Raw genomic sequence first — 15,868 nt, forward strand, 5'->3', positions numbered from 1 at the left:
TTAACGATTAAACGATTAAACAATTCAACGGTTAAACGATTAAACATTTTTCACCAAATTATATAAGACAATCAGCAATATTTGTAATAGTTTCAGGTTTTCGGCGTTCTATATTTGCCCATAACCTCAAATTCGGAAAAATGAAAAAGATGCTGACCTACTGCTTGTTCTTGTTTGTATTATTTGGCTGCGATTCCTCGGATCAAAAAGAAGACTACACTACGCCTACCACGCCCAAACTGGCCAAACAAATCCTCAACGAACACTACGGTCCCGATGACCAACAAGTGATGGACATTTACCTGCCCAAGGGCCGCAATGCGTTATTGACCAAAGTTTTTGTGGTTGTACACGGCGGTGGCTGGTATTCGGGCGACAAGGCCGACCTCAATTTTATCGTGGTTTACCTCAAGACGAAATTCCCCGAAGCGGCAATTATCAATTTAAATTACCGACTCGGGACCTTGTCCAGCATTGGCTATCCAAAACAAGTCCAGGACATCCAGGCGGCCATCCAATACATGAATGACCGCACGCAGGAATACGACGTTTCGCGTCAATATGCCATGATTGGATTCAGTGCCGGCGCGCATTTGTCGATGCTTTACGCCTACCGTCACGACAGCGCGCATCAGGTCAAAGCGGTTTGCAGTATGGTAGGTCCGAGCGATTTCAGCGATCCGTCGTATGCCGAAAAAAGGGATTTGTTCGATACCGGCCTGCCTTACTTTGTGGGCGATTATCCCAACTACGAATCGAACCCGCTCCTCTACAATGAAATCAGCCCGGCCACTTACATCAATTTGTTTACCCCCAAGACCTTGTTGATTTATGGCTCGAAGGACAATCTGGTACCGGCCACGCAAGGCGAAATCCTGCACAACAAGCTCAGCCAATTTCTGGTGTACAACGAATTTTACCAGCTCGACATGGGCCATACCGATTGCACCGAACAACAAATGGACGAGATTAAAGATCGAATGACGAATTTCTTTAACTTAGCGTTCTAAAAAAATTCAGATGAAATCGAAGATTCACGAACACCAAAAAACAAACATTAAACTTGTGAGTAAAAAATATTTTTTATTGTTGTTGGCTGTCGTGCTGTGGAATTGTTCTTCGGACGACAGCAAAAATGAAACGGTTGTGCTTCCGGCACAAACCTTATCCAACGTACATTACGGACCCGATGACCAGCAAATCATCGACATCTATCTTCCCGAAGGCCGCAATGCCTTTACGACCAAAGTACTCATTATGGTACATGGTGGCGCCTGGATTGGCGGCTCGAAAGACGACATGACCGCGGGCATCGCCTTTGCACGTTTGCAATTTCCCGACTTTGCGATTGTCAACGTCGAATACCGGTTGGCCACTGCCGAGAGTCCGGCCTATCCCAAGCAAATCAACGACATCCAATCGGTGATCGAACATTTGGTCGACCACAGCGGCGATTATGCGATTTCAAAAAATTATGCTTTCCTGGGCATCAGCGCAGGCGCACATTTGTCGATGCTGTATGCCTATAATTTCGACCCGGAGCACCGCGTCAAAGCGGTTTGCAGCATTGTCGGCCCAACCGATTTCAACGATCCGGCCTACGTGGGCACCGAACTCGAAACGACTTATTTCCCCTATCTCGCCGGCCCAGACCCAAGCGCGGAAACCGTTACCGAAGTCAGCCCGATTTCACATGTGGATGCCAACGATCCACCGACGATCCAATTCTTGGGAAATCTCGATCCGCTGGTTCCGCCTTCGCAGGGAACACGACTGGAATCGGCATTGAACACTGCCGGAATCGCCAACCAACGTTTTACTTATGAAGCCGCGCATGGCAATTTTACGTTTGCCCAGAGCCAGGACATCAATTCGAAATTGGCACTTTTCCTGGCTGCACATTTTTAAACCGCTAACGCTTATAGAAGCAAGACCGCTGCGCTGCAAGAACCAAGACGAATAAAAAAATAAAGAGTCAGGTAAAAAATGATTTTCCTGACTCTTTTCTTGTCTTGTAGCGAAGCGGTCTTGGCTCTTGCAGCGCAGCGGTCTATTTCTTCTTTTTCCCTGCCGGTGCGAGTCCGGGTTGCGGCGCCGTCTTGATGGCCACATATTTATCGGTAGCGGCATCATAGCCCATGCGGTTTTCCTGTGTCCTGTTCTTGAGCACGAGATCGCCTTCTGGGGTAACCGTCAATGCAAAACCTTCATTGCGCATCTTTTCGCTGGTTTGTGAGGCGTTTTTCCCCTTATCCAAATAAAGGATTTCGGTGATTTTGGTAGCGGTCTGTACATTGCTATAAATCTGGGCTTTGGTTTCAAGGTTCCAGATTTGCGATACCGTACGCGTGGCGTCTTCTTTTTTGTCCGGGATCTCGGTCAGCGATTTTTCGATCCAAGTGATGTTGTACAGTTTCACGCCTTTGGCCGTAAAAGGTGTAATGGTCAGATTTTCCGGCAGGTTCTTGATTTTTGGATCGGCCGCCTTCGGATCGAAAGCATAACGTTCCAATGAAACCGTATCGACTTTCTTACCCACACCGACGAGCAGGTACAAACGATAGGCGTCCTTGCCTTTCATCAATTCTGCGGTCATGTTCGGCCCTTTGCCGATGACTGTTTTGCTGACCTTGGCCGCACCTTTGGCCGGTTTCTTTGATTTTTGGGCGAATGCCGTCGAAACCATCATCAGGGCGACGAGCAATAAAGCTATTTTCTTCATAGGAGGTTGTTTTTCAAAGTTTCCGAATTTACAAAAAAAAGCATCCGATAAACAAGCTCGGTCGTTTTTAACAGCGAGATTTTTTAAACGCTACCAACCCAATGCCCCGAAATGCTATCTTTGGTATCATGAGCCAAACGAAAATCCATATCCCCAAGCCGTGCCACGAGAACTGGAGCGAAATGACACCCGACGCACAAGGCCGGTTTTGTCAATCCTGCCAGAAAACGGTGATCGATTTTACCGGGTTATCCGACCGGGCGATTTTTGAAAAAATTAATTCCGGCGATCATTTGTGTGGACGGTTCTTGGCTTCTCAACTCGATCGCGAATTGATCGTCCCTAAACAGAAATCTACGATATGGACGGCCGGAGTTGCCGGTATTTTAGGTTTTTTGACACTTGGAAACCAAAAAATATTGGCACAAGAGAAACCAGCGACCCTACAAACCGACCGTCAAAACTTTTCTGCAAAATTGGGTGAAGTTGCGACCGATTCTGATACCGAAAGGATAATTTCGGGAACGGTTTCCGAAAGCAAGCTTGCCATGCCGTCAACCAATGTGGTCAACAAACGCACGCTAGACAGTACGCTTACCGATTTCGATGGACTATTCAAGATTAAGGCTAAGACTGGAGACCAGATCGAATTTTCGTTTATCGGTTACCACAACTGCATCATTACCGTTAGCGACACCACAACCGTTTTGAATATCGAAATGGATTCCCGTGTCGAATTTTTATCCGGAGATGTTTACACTGGTGGAATCGAACCCAAAAAGCGCACCTTTTTCGGACGAATGTTCCAAAGCATCAATCGTTTTTTCACCCTTAAATGGCGTTCGTAATGCATCCGGTCAAAATACACATTCCCCAACCCTGTCACGAAAACTGGAGCAACATGACGCCAGAAGCCCAAGGCCGTTTTTGTCTTGCCTGCCAAAAAACGGTTTACGATTTCACCCAATTATCCGACCGCACGATTGCCGAAAAAATCAGTTCGGGCGAAAATCTATGCGGCCGTTTCAGCCCTACGCAACTCGATCGCGAATTGGTGGTCCACAGAAAAAAATCGACGATCTGGACCGCCGGAATCGCAGGAATTCTGGGGATTTTCAATTCCGGAAATGACCCGCTCTACGCGCAGGAACAAACGCAAACCATCCAAACAGACAGCCTCGCATCGTTTGTGCGAAAAAAACAAGCCGTCGCCGCAAGGGCAAATTCTTGAGGCGTGTCTATTGGAAAATCAGGCGTCTGTTCCAATAAAAAAACCGGACTGTTTCCAATCCGGTTTCTTTCTTCTATAATAAGCAAAATTACTTCACTTCTTCGTAATCGACGTCCTGGACGTTGTCGCCCTGCGCCTCGCCTTGCGGCTGTGCATCGGCTTGCGGTTGGCCTTGTTCGCCTTGTTGGTACATCGCTTCGGTAGCGGTTTTCCAGGCAGCGTTGACTTTGTCGAGTCCGGTTTGGATGGCAGTCAAATCCTGCGACTGGTGTGCCGATTTGAGTTCTTCCAAAGCACTTTCGATACCCGATTTGTGGTCGGCCGACAATTTATCACCCAACTCTTTCAACTGGCTTTCCGTCTGGAAAATCATGCTGTCGGCTTCGTTGAGCTTGTCGATTTTTTCTTTGGCGATTCTGTCGGCGTCGGCGTTGGCCTCGGCGTCTTTCTTCATTCTTTCGATTTCTTCCGCGGTCAAGCCAGATGAAGCCTCGATACGGATGTCGTGCGATTTTCCGGTTCCTTTATCGGTAGCCGAAACTTTGATGATCCCGTTGGCATCGATGTCGAAAGTCACTTCGATTTGCGGAACGCCACGCGGGGCCGGTGGAATACCATCGAGGTGGAAACGTCCGATCGTTTTGTTGTCGGAAGCCAAAGTACGCTCGCCTTGCAACACGTGGATTTCAACCGATGGTTGAGAATCGGCTGCCGTTGAGAATACTTGCGACTTTTTGGTCGGGATGGTTGTATTTGACTCGATCAATTTGGTCATTACGCCACCCATGGTTTCGATACCGAGCGACAATGGCGTTACGTCGAGCAACAATACATCTTTTACATCTCCGCTCAAAACACCGCCCTGGATCGCAGCGCCAATGGCTACTACTTCATCCGGGTTCACCCCTTTTGACGGTTTTTTGCCGAAGAATTTCTCTACTTCTTCCTGGATTCTTGGGATACGGGTTGAACCTCCAACGAGGATGATTTCATCGATGTCCGATTTAGACAAACCGGCATCTTTCAACGCTTTCGCAACCGGTTCCATTGAACGCTTCACGAGTGAATCAGCCAATTGCTCGAATTTCGCACGCGACAATTTCTTCACCAAGTGCTTTGGTCCTGTAGCCGTAGCGGTTACGTATGGCAAGTTGATTTCGGTTTCTGCACCCGATGACAATTCGATTTTCGCTTTCTCGGCCGCTTCTTTGAGACGTTGCAAAGACATCGGATCCTGACGCAGGTCGATTCCTTCTTCTGCCTTGAATTCGTCGGCGAGCCAGTCGATGATCACCTGGTCGAAATCGTCTCCACCCAAGTGTGTGTCACCATTGGTTGACAATACTTCGAAAACACCGTCGCCCAATTCGAGGATCGAGATATCGAAAGTACCACCACCCAAATCGTAAACCGCGATTTTTTGGTCGTGTCCTTTTTTATCGAGTCCGTATGCCAAAGCCGCAGCCGTTGGTTCGTTGATGATACGCATGACTTTCAAACCTGCGATTTCACCGGCTTCTTTGGTAGCCTGGCGTTGCGCGTCGTTGAAGTAAGCCGGAACGGTGATGACCGCTTCAGAAACGGTAGTCCCGAGGTAATCTTCGGCCGTTTTTTTCATTTTCTGCAACGTCATCGCAGACAATTCCTGCGAGGTATACATTCTGCCGTCGATGTCAACGCGTGGCGTATTGTTGTCACCTTTGACGACTTTGTATGGTACGCGGGTCGCTTCCTCTTTTGCTTCCTCGTAAGTATGACCTACGAAACGCTTGATCGAAGCGATCGTTTTGGTAGGATTGGTCACTGCCTGGCGTTTGGCAGGATCACCTACTTTAATTTCGCCACCTTCGACAAAACCGATGACCGATGGCGTTGTTCTTTTTCCTTCTGAGTTAGGGATTACTACTGCCTCCGAGCCTTCCATTACGGCTACGCAAGAGTTGGTGGTTCCTAAGTCAATTCCAATTATTTTACCCATTTTATTTATTAATTTATATTGTTGTTGAATTGTTTTTTAAACTTTCGTCGGGCGTTAGTCAATTGTTGTGCCATGCGCCGAAAATGTTAAAATTGTCAGTTTAGGCGGATTAAAAGTATGACAAGATGACATTTTTGACTTTATGAATACTCGGCAATTAGGTAAAAAATTGTTGAAAACTAGGCAATTAACCAGTACATCCAAATGAGTTTTGAACTATATTTGAATCAACCAAATGCCACAGGTTACAAACAAATACCACAGAAATCGCCAGGAAATAATCCGGAGCAGGCCGAAAATCCCTTAAAGAGTAAGCACAAACAAACATTTCTGACATGGATATTTTTTCTTTACCGATTGTAGAAGTCGGGCTGTCGATCATCATCAGTTGGGCGCTGTTTGCCATCTTCTGCAGCATGATCCACGAAACGCTCGTCCAGATCAAAAGCGAACGCGGACGGTTTTTCAAGAAGTACATTCTCCAGCAATTGTACGACAACCCGAACAAAATCAACTGGGGCTCGATGCTCTACACCAACAGCGCCGTTGATTTATTGAGCCGTGAACACAACAAACCCGCTTCGGAAATCACGCCCAAGATTTTCTCCGAAGCCCTCATCGAAGTCGTCGCCAATGCCCACTTGGTACAGAGTTCCAAGAACGGCGACCCGAATTACCAACCGACATTCAACAACCCATTGCTCAGCGATTTCGAGTATGGAACCAAAATCCTGCTGCCCAGCAGTGTGATTGATTTTCTCAAAAGTGCGCTGACCAAGGCAAGGATCAAGGCCACTACCGATGGACTGCTCAATGAAGACCTCGTTTACAAACAGCTCATCGAGGACATCAGCGACTGGTATGCCCAACTCTGCACACGCACTTCCATCTGGTATGGCAAGGCGACCAAGATGCGGTTGTTTTTTCTCGGTTTGATCATTAGTGTAGCGCTCAACATCAACAGTGTCACGCTTTTCAAGTACTACAACGACAACCCTACTGCGCGCAAAGCCGTCATCGCCTATTACCAAAAAAACAAGGTGGCGCTCGAGCAATTGGCCAATAAATACGACCACAAAATCAAGATGTCGGTTATCGATATGCCAACCGATACGTCGTCAGCCGCCAGGATCAAGACCGAACAATTGCAACAACAATTGGCCAAGGATTCAACCAAGCTCGATTCGGTCAAAGCCGACATCAAAGCCTTTCAGTTCAGCATCGATAGCCTGACCAAAGCCAATAAGATTCCGATTGGATGGAATTATGAAAAGAAAAAACAGTACTTCCCAAAGACGTGCAGCGACACCCTAAAGCTCAACGAAATATTGCTCAAAAATAAAAAAGTGAAGTACCGGGGAGATAGCCTCACTTCCCTGGTTATACGCAAATACCGTGATTCCATCCTGCTGATCTTATTAGAAAAGGAAAAATCAAAACCGGAGAAGACCAAATCAACCGTGCTGCTTCGGTTCAACGATACAGTCAAAAGAACCGGGAAGCAAAGATTCGAATTGACCGCCTGTGATAGTGTCCGACTTTCCGATTCAACCCTTGTAAAGGATTGCAAATATTATTGCTATTTAGAAAAGAAGGCCGATTCGATCAACGAATCCCTGATCGCAGCCGAGAAAAAAGCGCAAAAGGACAAGGAAGCGCGCCAAACAATTCAAACCACCACGATGGAAAGAGTCTGGGATTTTGTCCTGCTGTGCCTCGGATTCATTGCCAGTGCGTTTGCCGCGAGCGTCGGTGCGCCGTTCTGGTTCGACCTCCTCAAAAAAGCCAACCCGATTAAAAGCAAAACGACATGAAAGACCTGTATAAAAACGTCCACAGCCATATTTTTACGATGGACAACGCACCCGAGAATTTTCTCAACCTCTACATGCCCAAACCGATTTCAAATGCTTTGGATACCGCCACCAACACCCAGGCCGGCGCTTGGATGATACAGAAACTCATTCAAAGTTTTGGCGACCAGGGCAAACGCTACGCGGGATTCCTGCGCATCGGCAAAAGCAAAAGCCAACTCAACGTGTTCGAGGAGTTGCTCGACCGCTACACCGACAAATCGATGGAAATGATCGCGCTCACGCTCAACATGGATTACATCGGCGCGGGCAAGACCAAATCGGGTTTCGAAGGCCAGATCCAACAAGTCATCGACATCAAGCGACAATATCCCGACCGCATGCAAATCTTTCTCGGCATCGACCCACGCTGGAAAAACACCGGGAGCGAACTGCGCAAAACCGTCGAAAGCTATTTCGAGACGCGCATCGAATCGGGCGGCCGCAGCATCTATCCGTTTGCCGGGCTCAAGATTTACCCGAGCACCGGTTTTTATGCCTTCGATTATCGTTTAAAGGAAACCTTCGAATGGGCCGCGGCCAACGGCGTCCCGGTCATGTCGCATTGCTATTACCTCGGCGGGATTTTCAATTACAGCAAGGCGGTCATCGAACAAAACCTCGTTTCTTTCGACCCTTACGCCAACGCTTTTTATGCCGGCCCCAAATTCATCACCGAAAAGAACTTCAAGAAATGGATCGTGGGCGGACAGGAAACGGCCAATTGCAAAAATTCGTGTTCCTATTTCCTCGAACCGTACAGCTACCGAACGATGCTCGACAAATTGCCCAACCTAAAAGTCTGTTTCGCCCATTTCGGCGGCGTCGACCAGATCCGCGCCTCGATCATCCCGGCCAAAAATCCACAGCAATCAATACCGTACGGCGTGGCGAAAAAGAATTGGTTTACGCAAATCCAGGAAATCATCGCGCACTATCCGGGCGCCTACACCGACATTTCGTATGATGTGGCCGAAGGGGCTGTCGAAAAGGACAATTTCTTGTACAACATGTTCTACCTCGAAGCCAACAAACCGTACGGCAACAAAGTCCTGTACGGCACCGATTTCTTCATGACCGAAATCGAGACCGAGGAACAAAATACCTACAACCGTTTCAAGACGTTCGCGAGCGCGGTTCCGCTCACGGGCCACGGCAACGTGAGTATGTGGGACCAGATCGCCAAGATCAATACGAACCAGTATTTGAACAGTAAATATTATTAGAAGCTAATTCCCGCTGTTCGCTTTATCTTTTGCGGCCTGCGCTGCGCTGCGGCCGCAAAAGGATGCCGCTTCCATCAGGGCTAGGGCTTGCGGGACTTAAACAAAACTTCCTTGTTGAAGACGATGACCGAAAGTAAAATCAACGAATACGACACCACTTCCAACTGCTCGACCGGTTCGCGGAAATAAAACACCGCGAGCAAAAAGTGGATCATCGGATTGATGTACATCAAAATCCCGACCGTCGCCGAGTTCATGCCTTTGAGGGCATACAAATTCAAGAACAACGGAATAATCGTAAACAAGATCACGATGAAATTCATCATGACCCAAAACACCGATTCGGCGGGAACAACGCCTGAATAAGTCGGGAAAAATGGCAAGATCACAACCGACGCGATCACCATCTGAACGGTCAAGATTACAAATCGGTCGAACTGGTTGTTCTTGCGTTGTGAAATCAAATAAATGGCAAACGTGAGCGCAATCACTAGGCTAAATATTAAATCGCGCAGGCTTTCAAAACCCAGCAACGCGCAACTGATGAAGCTCAATCCAACCGCAAACCATTGCCATTTGCCGAGTTGTTCCTTCAGGATGAAATACGCCAGAATCGTCGTCAGGATCGGACAAATCAAATAGGCAAACGACGCCGATTTGAGGCTGACATGGTTGATAGCATAGATGAACAGAAACCAATTGACGATCAGTAAAAATCCACCGAGAATCGTCAATCCGAGCATCTTGACTTTCTGCTTGCGGTCGAAATTTTTAAAAACGGTCAGGTCATTCTGCAATGCCTTCTTTCGGAAAACCAGGTTGATCAACAGCAGCAAGGTCGCCGCATAAAACACACGGTAAAACAAAATGTCAAGCGACGGATAATCGTGTAGCGGCTTGAGCGCGAGGCTGAAAAAACCCCAGATGGTAAAGGCGCCGATGGCTGCCAGGAAGTATTTTTTGGTTTGCATGGATTGATGATTGGCTGCAAAGATAGGCAGTTGGTCTTCAATCTCGGTTTATTGTTGCGGTGGTTTTAACAGTTTTCGGGAAAGAATAAAAATGAGGATTTGATTGATGGTGAAAGTGTAATAGCCCCATTTGATTTGGTTGAAGTGGTCGAGCGTTCCATCTCCAAAAAGAAATGCTATTGAACAAATCAAAGCAATTAAATTGAATTTTATCAGTTTATAACGAACTTGTTTTCTGTTTGTAAATGAATAAATGAATTGAAGTAAAGTCAATGGAAGAACAAAAAAGAAACAAATATTTTTCAAATGAAGACAAACTATTCCAATAGTATCTTCTTTTTTAATTTCCTTAAAATAGTCGCCTGTTATATCTTGCAACATACTGATTTCAATCTGTACGATTTCAAAAGCACTTTCAGAGTCAATGTCATCAATACATTCATAAATTCTATCAAATAATGGTTCATCAATCGCCTGATTGATTTCTATATCTTGAGAGGAAATCGTATCCGCAGCGACGTACAAGCTGTCATTAATTACTTCTTCGGTTATTGGCGCTTCTTCTGCCGGAAGTTCACGCATCTTTTTCATCCGCATTCCATCGCAATGGTCATAAAACGGCGCAAACAACAACAAAAATCCCAACAAACCCAACAAACGTAAACTCCGAACCGATACCATAACCCAAATGTTAAAAATGACTTAACGCCGCCAACCAATAGTCGTTCCAAAAATGACCAAATCATTATCTTTTGAATAATTATTAGTTATTGAATTGAATTTTAGCACATTCCTATTTTTTAACGGCGCGAAATGCGATAACTGCTAACATTCTGCTATATTTGTGTTCAAATCTGCTTTGTTATGGAAGAATGTATATCGGTGTTTGACATGCTCAAAATAGGCGTCGGCCCCTCGAGTTCGCACACGCTAGGACCGTGGCGCGCCGCCGAACGTTTCTTGGCCGAATTGCGTCAGGAAAACCTACTGTCCAAAGTCGAACGCGTCAAGGTCGATCTCTATGGTTCGCTTTCGCTGACCGGAAAAGGACACGCCACCGATCTCGCCGTGATGCTCGGCCTGAGCGGCCAAGACCCCGAATACATCCCAATCGACAGCATTTCCACCATCATCAAGGACATCGAAAACAACAACGAAATCCGCCTCGGCAACGAAATCAAGATCCCGTTCTCGTTCCTGATGGACATCGTTTTCAACAAAAACTTCCTGCCGTTCCATGCCAATGGTTTGACCTTTACGGCCTACACCAATGACGACCAGGAATATGCCTCGACATTCTACTCGATCGGCGGCGGCTTTGTCGTCAAGGAAGACCGACCGAACGCCAAGAAAAAGGAAGCGATCAAATGCGCGTTTCCGTATCCGATACAGAATGCCGAAGAATTGTTGCAATACACGATTCAGCAAAACAAAAAAATTTCCGAAATCGTCTACGAGAACGAACAATCGATGCGTTCCGAAGCAGAAATCGACCGCGAACTGATGCGCATCTGGCATACCATGCTCGAATGCATGTACATCGGCTGCCATACCGAAGGTACGCTTCCGGGCGGACTCAACGTGCGCCGACGCGCCTTCGACATGCACCAGAACCTCATCGGGCTCGCCAATTATTCGAATCCGCAGGAATGGCTTGAAACCATTCGCAAAACCGAGGTCAAGTTCCGGCAAATCCTCAAATGGGTGTCGTGCTTTGCGTTGGCCGTCAACGAAGTCAACGCCGCTTTGGGCCGTGTCGTCACTGCGCCAACCAATGGCAGCTCGGGCGTAATTCCGGCGGTCTTGATGTATTATTGCGTGATCGAAAACCACCAGGCCGGCGAAAAAGAAATCAAGCAATTCCTGATGGTGGCCGGCGAAATCGGCAGCATCTTCAAGAAAGGCTCGACCATCTCGGCGGCGATGGGCGGATGCCAGGCAGAAATCGGGGTTTCCTCGGCGATGGCCGCGGGCGCACTGTGCGAAGTCATGGGCGGCACGCCAGAACAGGTTTTGATGGCCGCTGAAATTGCGATGGAACACCACCTCGGCATGACCTGCGACCCGATCGGCGGATTGGTACAGATTCCATGTATCGAACGCAATACGATGGGCGCGATCAAGGCCATCAACGCAGCAGAACTCGCACTCGAAACCGATGCCAAGAACGCCAAAGTTCCACTCGATAAAGTCATCAACACCATGTGGCAAACGGCCAAGGACATGAACTCGAAGTACAAGGAAACTTCGGAGGGCGGTCTTGCGGTCGCGGTCAATATGGCCGACTGTTAATCTAATCAATGATGCGCTGGTTATTTTTCTTCTTTTTGGCGATCGGTACCTGCCACGCCCAGCTTGACATCAATCACCTGACCGGCGATTTGTACACCTATACGACTTACCATGATTTGGGCGGCGACCATCCCTATCCGGCCAATGGCACTTACCTGGTCACCGATGAAGGCGTCGTGCTCATCGATTCGCCTTGGGATAAAACACAATGCCAACCACTGCTCGACTCGATCCAGAAGCGCCACGGCAAAAAAGTAGTTTTGTGCTTGGCCACGCATTTCCACGCCGACCGTACGGGCAGTTTCGATTACCTCAAATCAATCGGCATCAAGACCTATTCTTCCAAACACACCCTCCAGTTGTGCAAGAAGAACAACGAGCAACAAGCACAATTTACGTTTGAAAAAGATACGGTATTTACCATCGGCGGCTATAAAATCCAAACGTTTTATCCCGGAGCCGGCCACAGCAGGGACAACATTGTCGTCTGGTTTGGCAAAGACCGCGTCTTGCACGGCGGCTGTTTTGTCAAAAGTACCGAAAGCCCCGACCTGGGCAATCTGTCGGATGCCGATGTGAAGGCCTGGCCACAATCGGTACAAAAAACCCTGGCCCAATTTCCCGACGCCCGATTTGTAATTCCCGGACACCAAGGCTGGCAAAGCAACCAAGGCTTGCAACACACCTTGCAATTGCTTTCTGAATACAAAAAACGATAAGACTCAAGCCATCGGCAGGCTCAGCCAAAAACGGCTGCCCAATCCCAAATTGCTTTCCACGCCAATCGTTCCGCCTTGGGCTTCGATAAACTCGCGACTGATGGCCAATCCCAATCCGGTTCCCGATTTATGCTGTCCCGGCACCTTGAAATAACGGTCAAAAATACGCGGCTGGTATTTGAGGTCGATGCCCTGCCCTTGATCGGATACACTGATCGAAACCACATCGGCTGAAACTTCGGCAGCCAATTCCACTACACTGTTTTCGGGCGCATACCTGATGGCATTGGTCAGGAAATTAATAATTACCCAGGATGTTTTGTCCTTGTCTGCACGGATTTCCGGCAAAGTAATTTTAGGCTCAAAAACCAAGGCAATGCCCTTTTGTTCGGCCTGCGCACGCACAGCATCGAGCGCCAAAGCGACGACTTCTTCCACCGAACATTTGCCGATGGCCAGTTGGATGTTTCCCGTTTCGAGTTGCGACATTTCCAATAGCTCACCTGTTATTTTGAGCAACCGCTGGCTGTCTTCCCGGATGCTGTCTACCAATTGTTTTTGCTCGAGGTTGAGTTCACCGGTCTGTTTGTTTTCCAAAAGGTTCACGCCCAGTTTGATCGAAGAAATCGGCGTCTTGAGTTCGTGCGAGACCGTAGCGATGAAATTGGTCTTCGCAAAATCGAGTTCCTTGAAAACCGTAATGTTGCGCAGGATGATGAAACGCCCCATCGGTATCGGTGTTTCCTCACCGGTCGGGATGATCTGGATCGGCACGTTTTCATGTTCGAAATAACTTTCCTTTCCATCCGCATAAATTTTGAGCGGTTGCTTCTGCGGCTGCCCTACAATCAAGGTCTGCAGCAAATCGTTGGGAACTTCGGCCGCCTCCTTGCCTACCACTTCCTTCTTTTTGAGACCGAATATTTTGAGCGCTTCCTCATTGGCCGATAGGATTTTGCCATCCCAATTGATGCCGATCACCGGATCATGCATGTTGCCCAGCAAGGCATCGATGCGTTTTTTCTCGACCAAAAGTTGGTTCAGGCTGCTGTTGCTGTATTCCTGAAGCTTTTCGGCCATGGTATTGAACGAACGCGCGAGGTCGTCAAATTCGCTGTAGCCTGAAAAATGGACGCGCTCGGTGTAATTGCGGTCGGCAATCTGCCGGATACTGTCGGTGAGCTTGCGGATCGGGTTGGCGATGTGGCTCGGCAGGTTCACCAACAAATTGAACCCGATCAGAAAACACAAAGTCCCGGCCACGCCGATCCAGATGTTGGCCGTGTCGGCGGTCTTTTCCGCCAAATCCGCCTTGTTTTTGATGGCGTCCATATTGAGCTTGAGGATCTCGAAAATATCCTGCCGGATGTCCTTGCGCAGTTGTTCATCCGAAGGATTCTGCCTGAGCCGCATAAAATTCTGTTGTACGCGTTGGGTCACCTGGGCCTCGCCATCTTCGGTGATGTTGCCCAATTGTTTGCGGAGATTTTGCTCGAAAGTAACGGCCGGCTGGGTTGTTCCGGGCTGCATGCGCTCGAGTTCGGCGAGCATGTTGCGCGAATATTCGAGTGTCTGGTAATTGGCCTTGAGGATGTTCTGCGTATCGCGTTTGATCGCAAAAACATAATAGCCGCTCATCCCAATCAGCAACAATATCAAGGCGAGCAGCAATCCCACGGCGAGACTGAGTTTGGTTTTGGTTTTCATGACAAAATGACTAAATCGACATTCGACTGCGAAAGGCTACCGAGCAATTTCTTGAAGATTGTCGTATTCAAAATTACTTTAATTAATGTAAAATGCGGCTTGCCGATGCAAACTGTCGTGATGTTTTTTTTCGAGGCCGTATCCAATATCGATTGGGCGACGTTGCGGTCTCTAACTCGGATCACTTCGGCACCCAATTCTACGGCGAGCTTGAAATTGTTGATTAGGTGGCGCTGGCTGTCGAGCGGAATGCGGTCCGGGCTTTCTTTTGGCGTTTCCACATACAGTACAAACCATTCGGCACTGTTGTAATAATTGGCCAAACGTGCGGTTTTCCGGATGACATTTTTGGCGGTCTTGTCGTTGCTCGAAATACAGGCCAACAAGCGTTCGTGGCGCAAACCCGCCGTATTCGGAATTTCGGTTTCTACCTTGCGCAACACCTGCCCGGCCACTTCCTTGAGCGCGAGTTCGCGCAATTGCAGGATTTGATTCGATTTGAAGAAGTTGTCGAGCGCCTGCTGAATTTTATCCGGCCGGTAGATCTTGCCTTCCTTGAGCCGTGCAATGAGTTCGTCCGACGTCAGGTCGATGTTGACGACCTCATCGGCCAACCGCAATACGCGATCGGGAATGCGTTCGCGCACATCGATTCCCGTGATGCGCCGTACATCCTCGTTCAGGCTTTCGATGTGCTGGATGTTGACCGCCGAAATCACATTGATGCCCGACTCCAAAATCTCGAGTACATCCTGCCAACGCTTTTGGTTCTTGCTGCCTTCGATATTGGTGTGCGCCAATTCGTCGACAATGACGACCTCGGGGCGCAGGTTCAGGATCGCCTGCAAATCCATCTCGTCCAAATCCTTGCCTTTGTAAAACAGCCGGCGACGCGGAACCACAGGAATGCCTTCGAGCAAAGCATGGGTTTCCGGCCGATGGTGTGTCTCGATGTAACCGATCTTGACATCGATGCCGCCGCGCAACAACGCGTGGGCTTCCTGCAACATTCTATAGGTTTTACCCACACCGGCGCTCATCCCGATGTAGATCTTGAATTTGCCGCGGCGCGAGCGTTGGATCAATTCGAGGAAATGTTCTGCATGATTCATCTTGTCCATAATTTAAACCGATAAAACCCGGAAGCGAAAAAAAAATCCGCTCCCGAG

At 48.2% G+C, this 15,868-nt stretch carries 14 protein-coding genes; 8 read left to right on the plus strand and 6 right to left on the minus strand.

Annotated features, from left to right (window positions below):
- Positions 1 to 140 precede the first annotated feature (140 nt).
- Together QM717_RS19000 and QM717_RS19005 are read left to right on the plus strand one after the other, a co-directional pair.
- Positions 141 to 1,010 carry an alpha/beta hydrolase fold domain-containing protein gene (locus QM717_RS19000; RefSeq protein ID WP_415039938.1) on the plus strand — a complete coding sequence of 290 codons (870 nt, stop codon included), beginning with the start codon at positions 141 to 143 and terminating at the stop codon, positions 1,008 to 1,010.
- Between the two features lie 55 nt (positions 1,011 to 1,065).
- Entirely contained in the window at positions 1,066 to 1,908 is an 843-nt protein-coding gene (locus QM717_RS19005) for an alpha/beta hydrolase fold domain-containing protein (protein WP_415039940.1), read from the plus strand.
- A 142-nt stretch (positions 1,909 to 2,050) separates the two neighbouring features.
- Here the strand turns inward: QM717_RS19005 and QM717_RS19010 are convergent, their stop codons facing one another.
- Positions 2,051 to 2,722 (minus strand): hypothetical protein, encoded by a 672-nt coding sequence (locus QM717_RS19010; RefSeq protein WP_415039941.1) that lies wholly within the window; start codon positions 2,720 to 2,722, stop codon positions 2,051 to 2,053.
- Positions 2,723 to 2,850: 128 nt separating this feature from the next.
- On the opposite strand from QM717_RS19010, the gene QM717_RS19015 reads away from it, so the two are divergent.
- Both QM717_RS19015 and QM717_RS19020 read left to right on the plus strand, forming a co-directional pair.
- Positions 2,851 to 3,570: a carboxypeptidase-like regulatory domain-containing protein gene (locus tag QM717_RS19015; protein WP_415039943.1), complete on the plus strand. Its 720-nt coding sequence runs from the start codon at positions 2,851 to 2,853 to the stop codon at positions 3,568 to 3,570.
- On the plus strand, positions 3,570 to 3,953 hold the full coding sequence (locus QM717_RS19020) for a hypothetical protein (protein WP_415039945.1): 384 nt from the start codon (positions 3,570 to 3,572) through the stop codon (positions 3,951 to 3,953). The genes QM717_RS19015 and QM717_RS19020 overlap by 1 nt, the downstream gene beginning before the upstream one ends.
- An 88-nt stretch (positions 3,954 to 4,041) precedes the next feature.
- Here QM717_RS19020 and dnaK read toward each other — a convergent pair whose 3' ends face one another.
- Entirely contained in the window at positions 4,042 to 5,931 is a 1,890-nt protein-coding gene (gene dnaK, locus QM717_RS19025; RefSeq protein ID WP_415039947.1) for a molecular chaperone DnaK, read from the minus strand.
- A gap of 335 nt (positions 5,932 to 6,266) precedes the next feature.
- Here dnaK and QM717_RS19030 point away from each other — a divergent pair, with 335 nt between their 5' ends.
- Together QM717_RS19030 and QM717_RS19035 are read left to right on the plus strand one after the other, a co-directional pair.
- A complete protein-coding gene (locus QM717_RS19030) occupies positions 6,267 to 7,745 on the plus strand; it encodes a hypothetical protein (protein ID WP_415039949.1) in 1,479 nt (492 codons plus the stop codon).
- Positions 7,742 to 9,010, plus strand: coding sequence for an amidohydrolase family protein (locus QM717_RS19035; RefSeq protein WP_415039951.1), 1,269 nt, complete (start codon positions 7,742 to 7,744; stop codon positions 9,008 to 9,010). The genes QM717_RS19030 and QM717_RS19035 overlap by 4 nt, the downstream gene beginning before the upstream one ends.
- A gap of 80 nt (positions 9,011 to 9,090) precedes the next feature.
- Here QM717_RS19035 and QM717_RS19040 read toward each other — a convergent pair whose 3' ends face one another.
- Entirely contained in the window at positions 9,091 to 9,981 is an 891-nt protein-coding gene (locus tag QM717_RS19040) for an EamA family transporter (RefSeq protein WP_415039953.1), read from the minus strand.
- A 48-nt stretch (positions 9,982 to 10,029) separates the two neighbouring features.
- The gene (locus QM717_RS19045) at positions 10,030 to 10,563 is read right to left on the minus strand and encodes a hypothetical protein (RefSeq protein ID WP_415039955.1); all 534 of its coding nucleotides are present in this window, start codon (positions 10,561 to 10,563) and stop codon (positions 10,030 to 10,032) included.
- 282 nt (positions 10,564 to 10,845) lie between these two features.
- Between QM717_RS19045 and QM717_RS19050 the strand changes: the two genes are divergently transcribed.
- Positions 10,846 to 12,273 carry an L-serine ammonia-lyase gene (locus QM717_RS19050; RefSeq protein ID WP_415039956.1) on the plus strand — a complete coding sequence of 476 codons (1,428 nt, stop codon included), beginning with the start codon at positions 10,846 to 10,848 and terminating at the stop codon, positions 12,271 to 12,273.
- A gap of 8 nt (positions 12,274 to 12,281) precedes the next feature.
- Positions 12,282 to 12,992: a BlaB/IND/MUS family subclass B1 metallo-beta-lactamase gene (gene bla / locus QM717_RS19055; protein ID WP_415039958.1), complete on the plus strand. Its 711-nt coding sequence runs from the start codon at positions 12,282 to 12,284 to the stop codon at positions 12,990 to 12,992.
- Positions 12,993 to 12,995: 3 nt separating this feature from the next.
- Here bla and QM717_RS19060 read toward each other — a convergent pair whose 3' ends face one another.
- Both QM717_RS19060 and QM717_RS19065 read right to left on the minus strand, forming a co-directional pair.
- Positions 12,996 to 14,699, minus strand: coding sequence for an ATP-binding protein (locus QM717_RS19060; RefSeq protein ID WP_415039960.1), 1,704 nt, complete (start codon positions 14,697 to 14,699; stop codon positions 12,996 to 12,998).
- A complete protein-coding gene (locus tag QM717_RS19065) occupies positions 14,696 to 15,820 on the minus strand; it encodes a sensor protein KdpD (RefSeq protein WP_415039962.1) in 1,125 nt (374 codons plus the stop codon). Before QM717_RS19065 ends, QM717_RS19060 begins: the two co-directional genes overlap by 4 nt.
- Positions 15,821 to 15,868: the final 48 nt, after the last annotated feature.

The sequence above is a fragment of the Flavobacterium sp. genome (assembly GCF_047602195.1).
Classification (GTDB): domain Bacteria; phylum Bacteroidota; class Bacteroidia; order Flavobacteriales; family Flavobacteriaceae; genus Flavobacterium.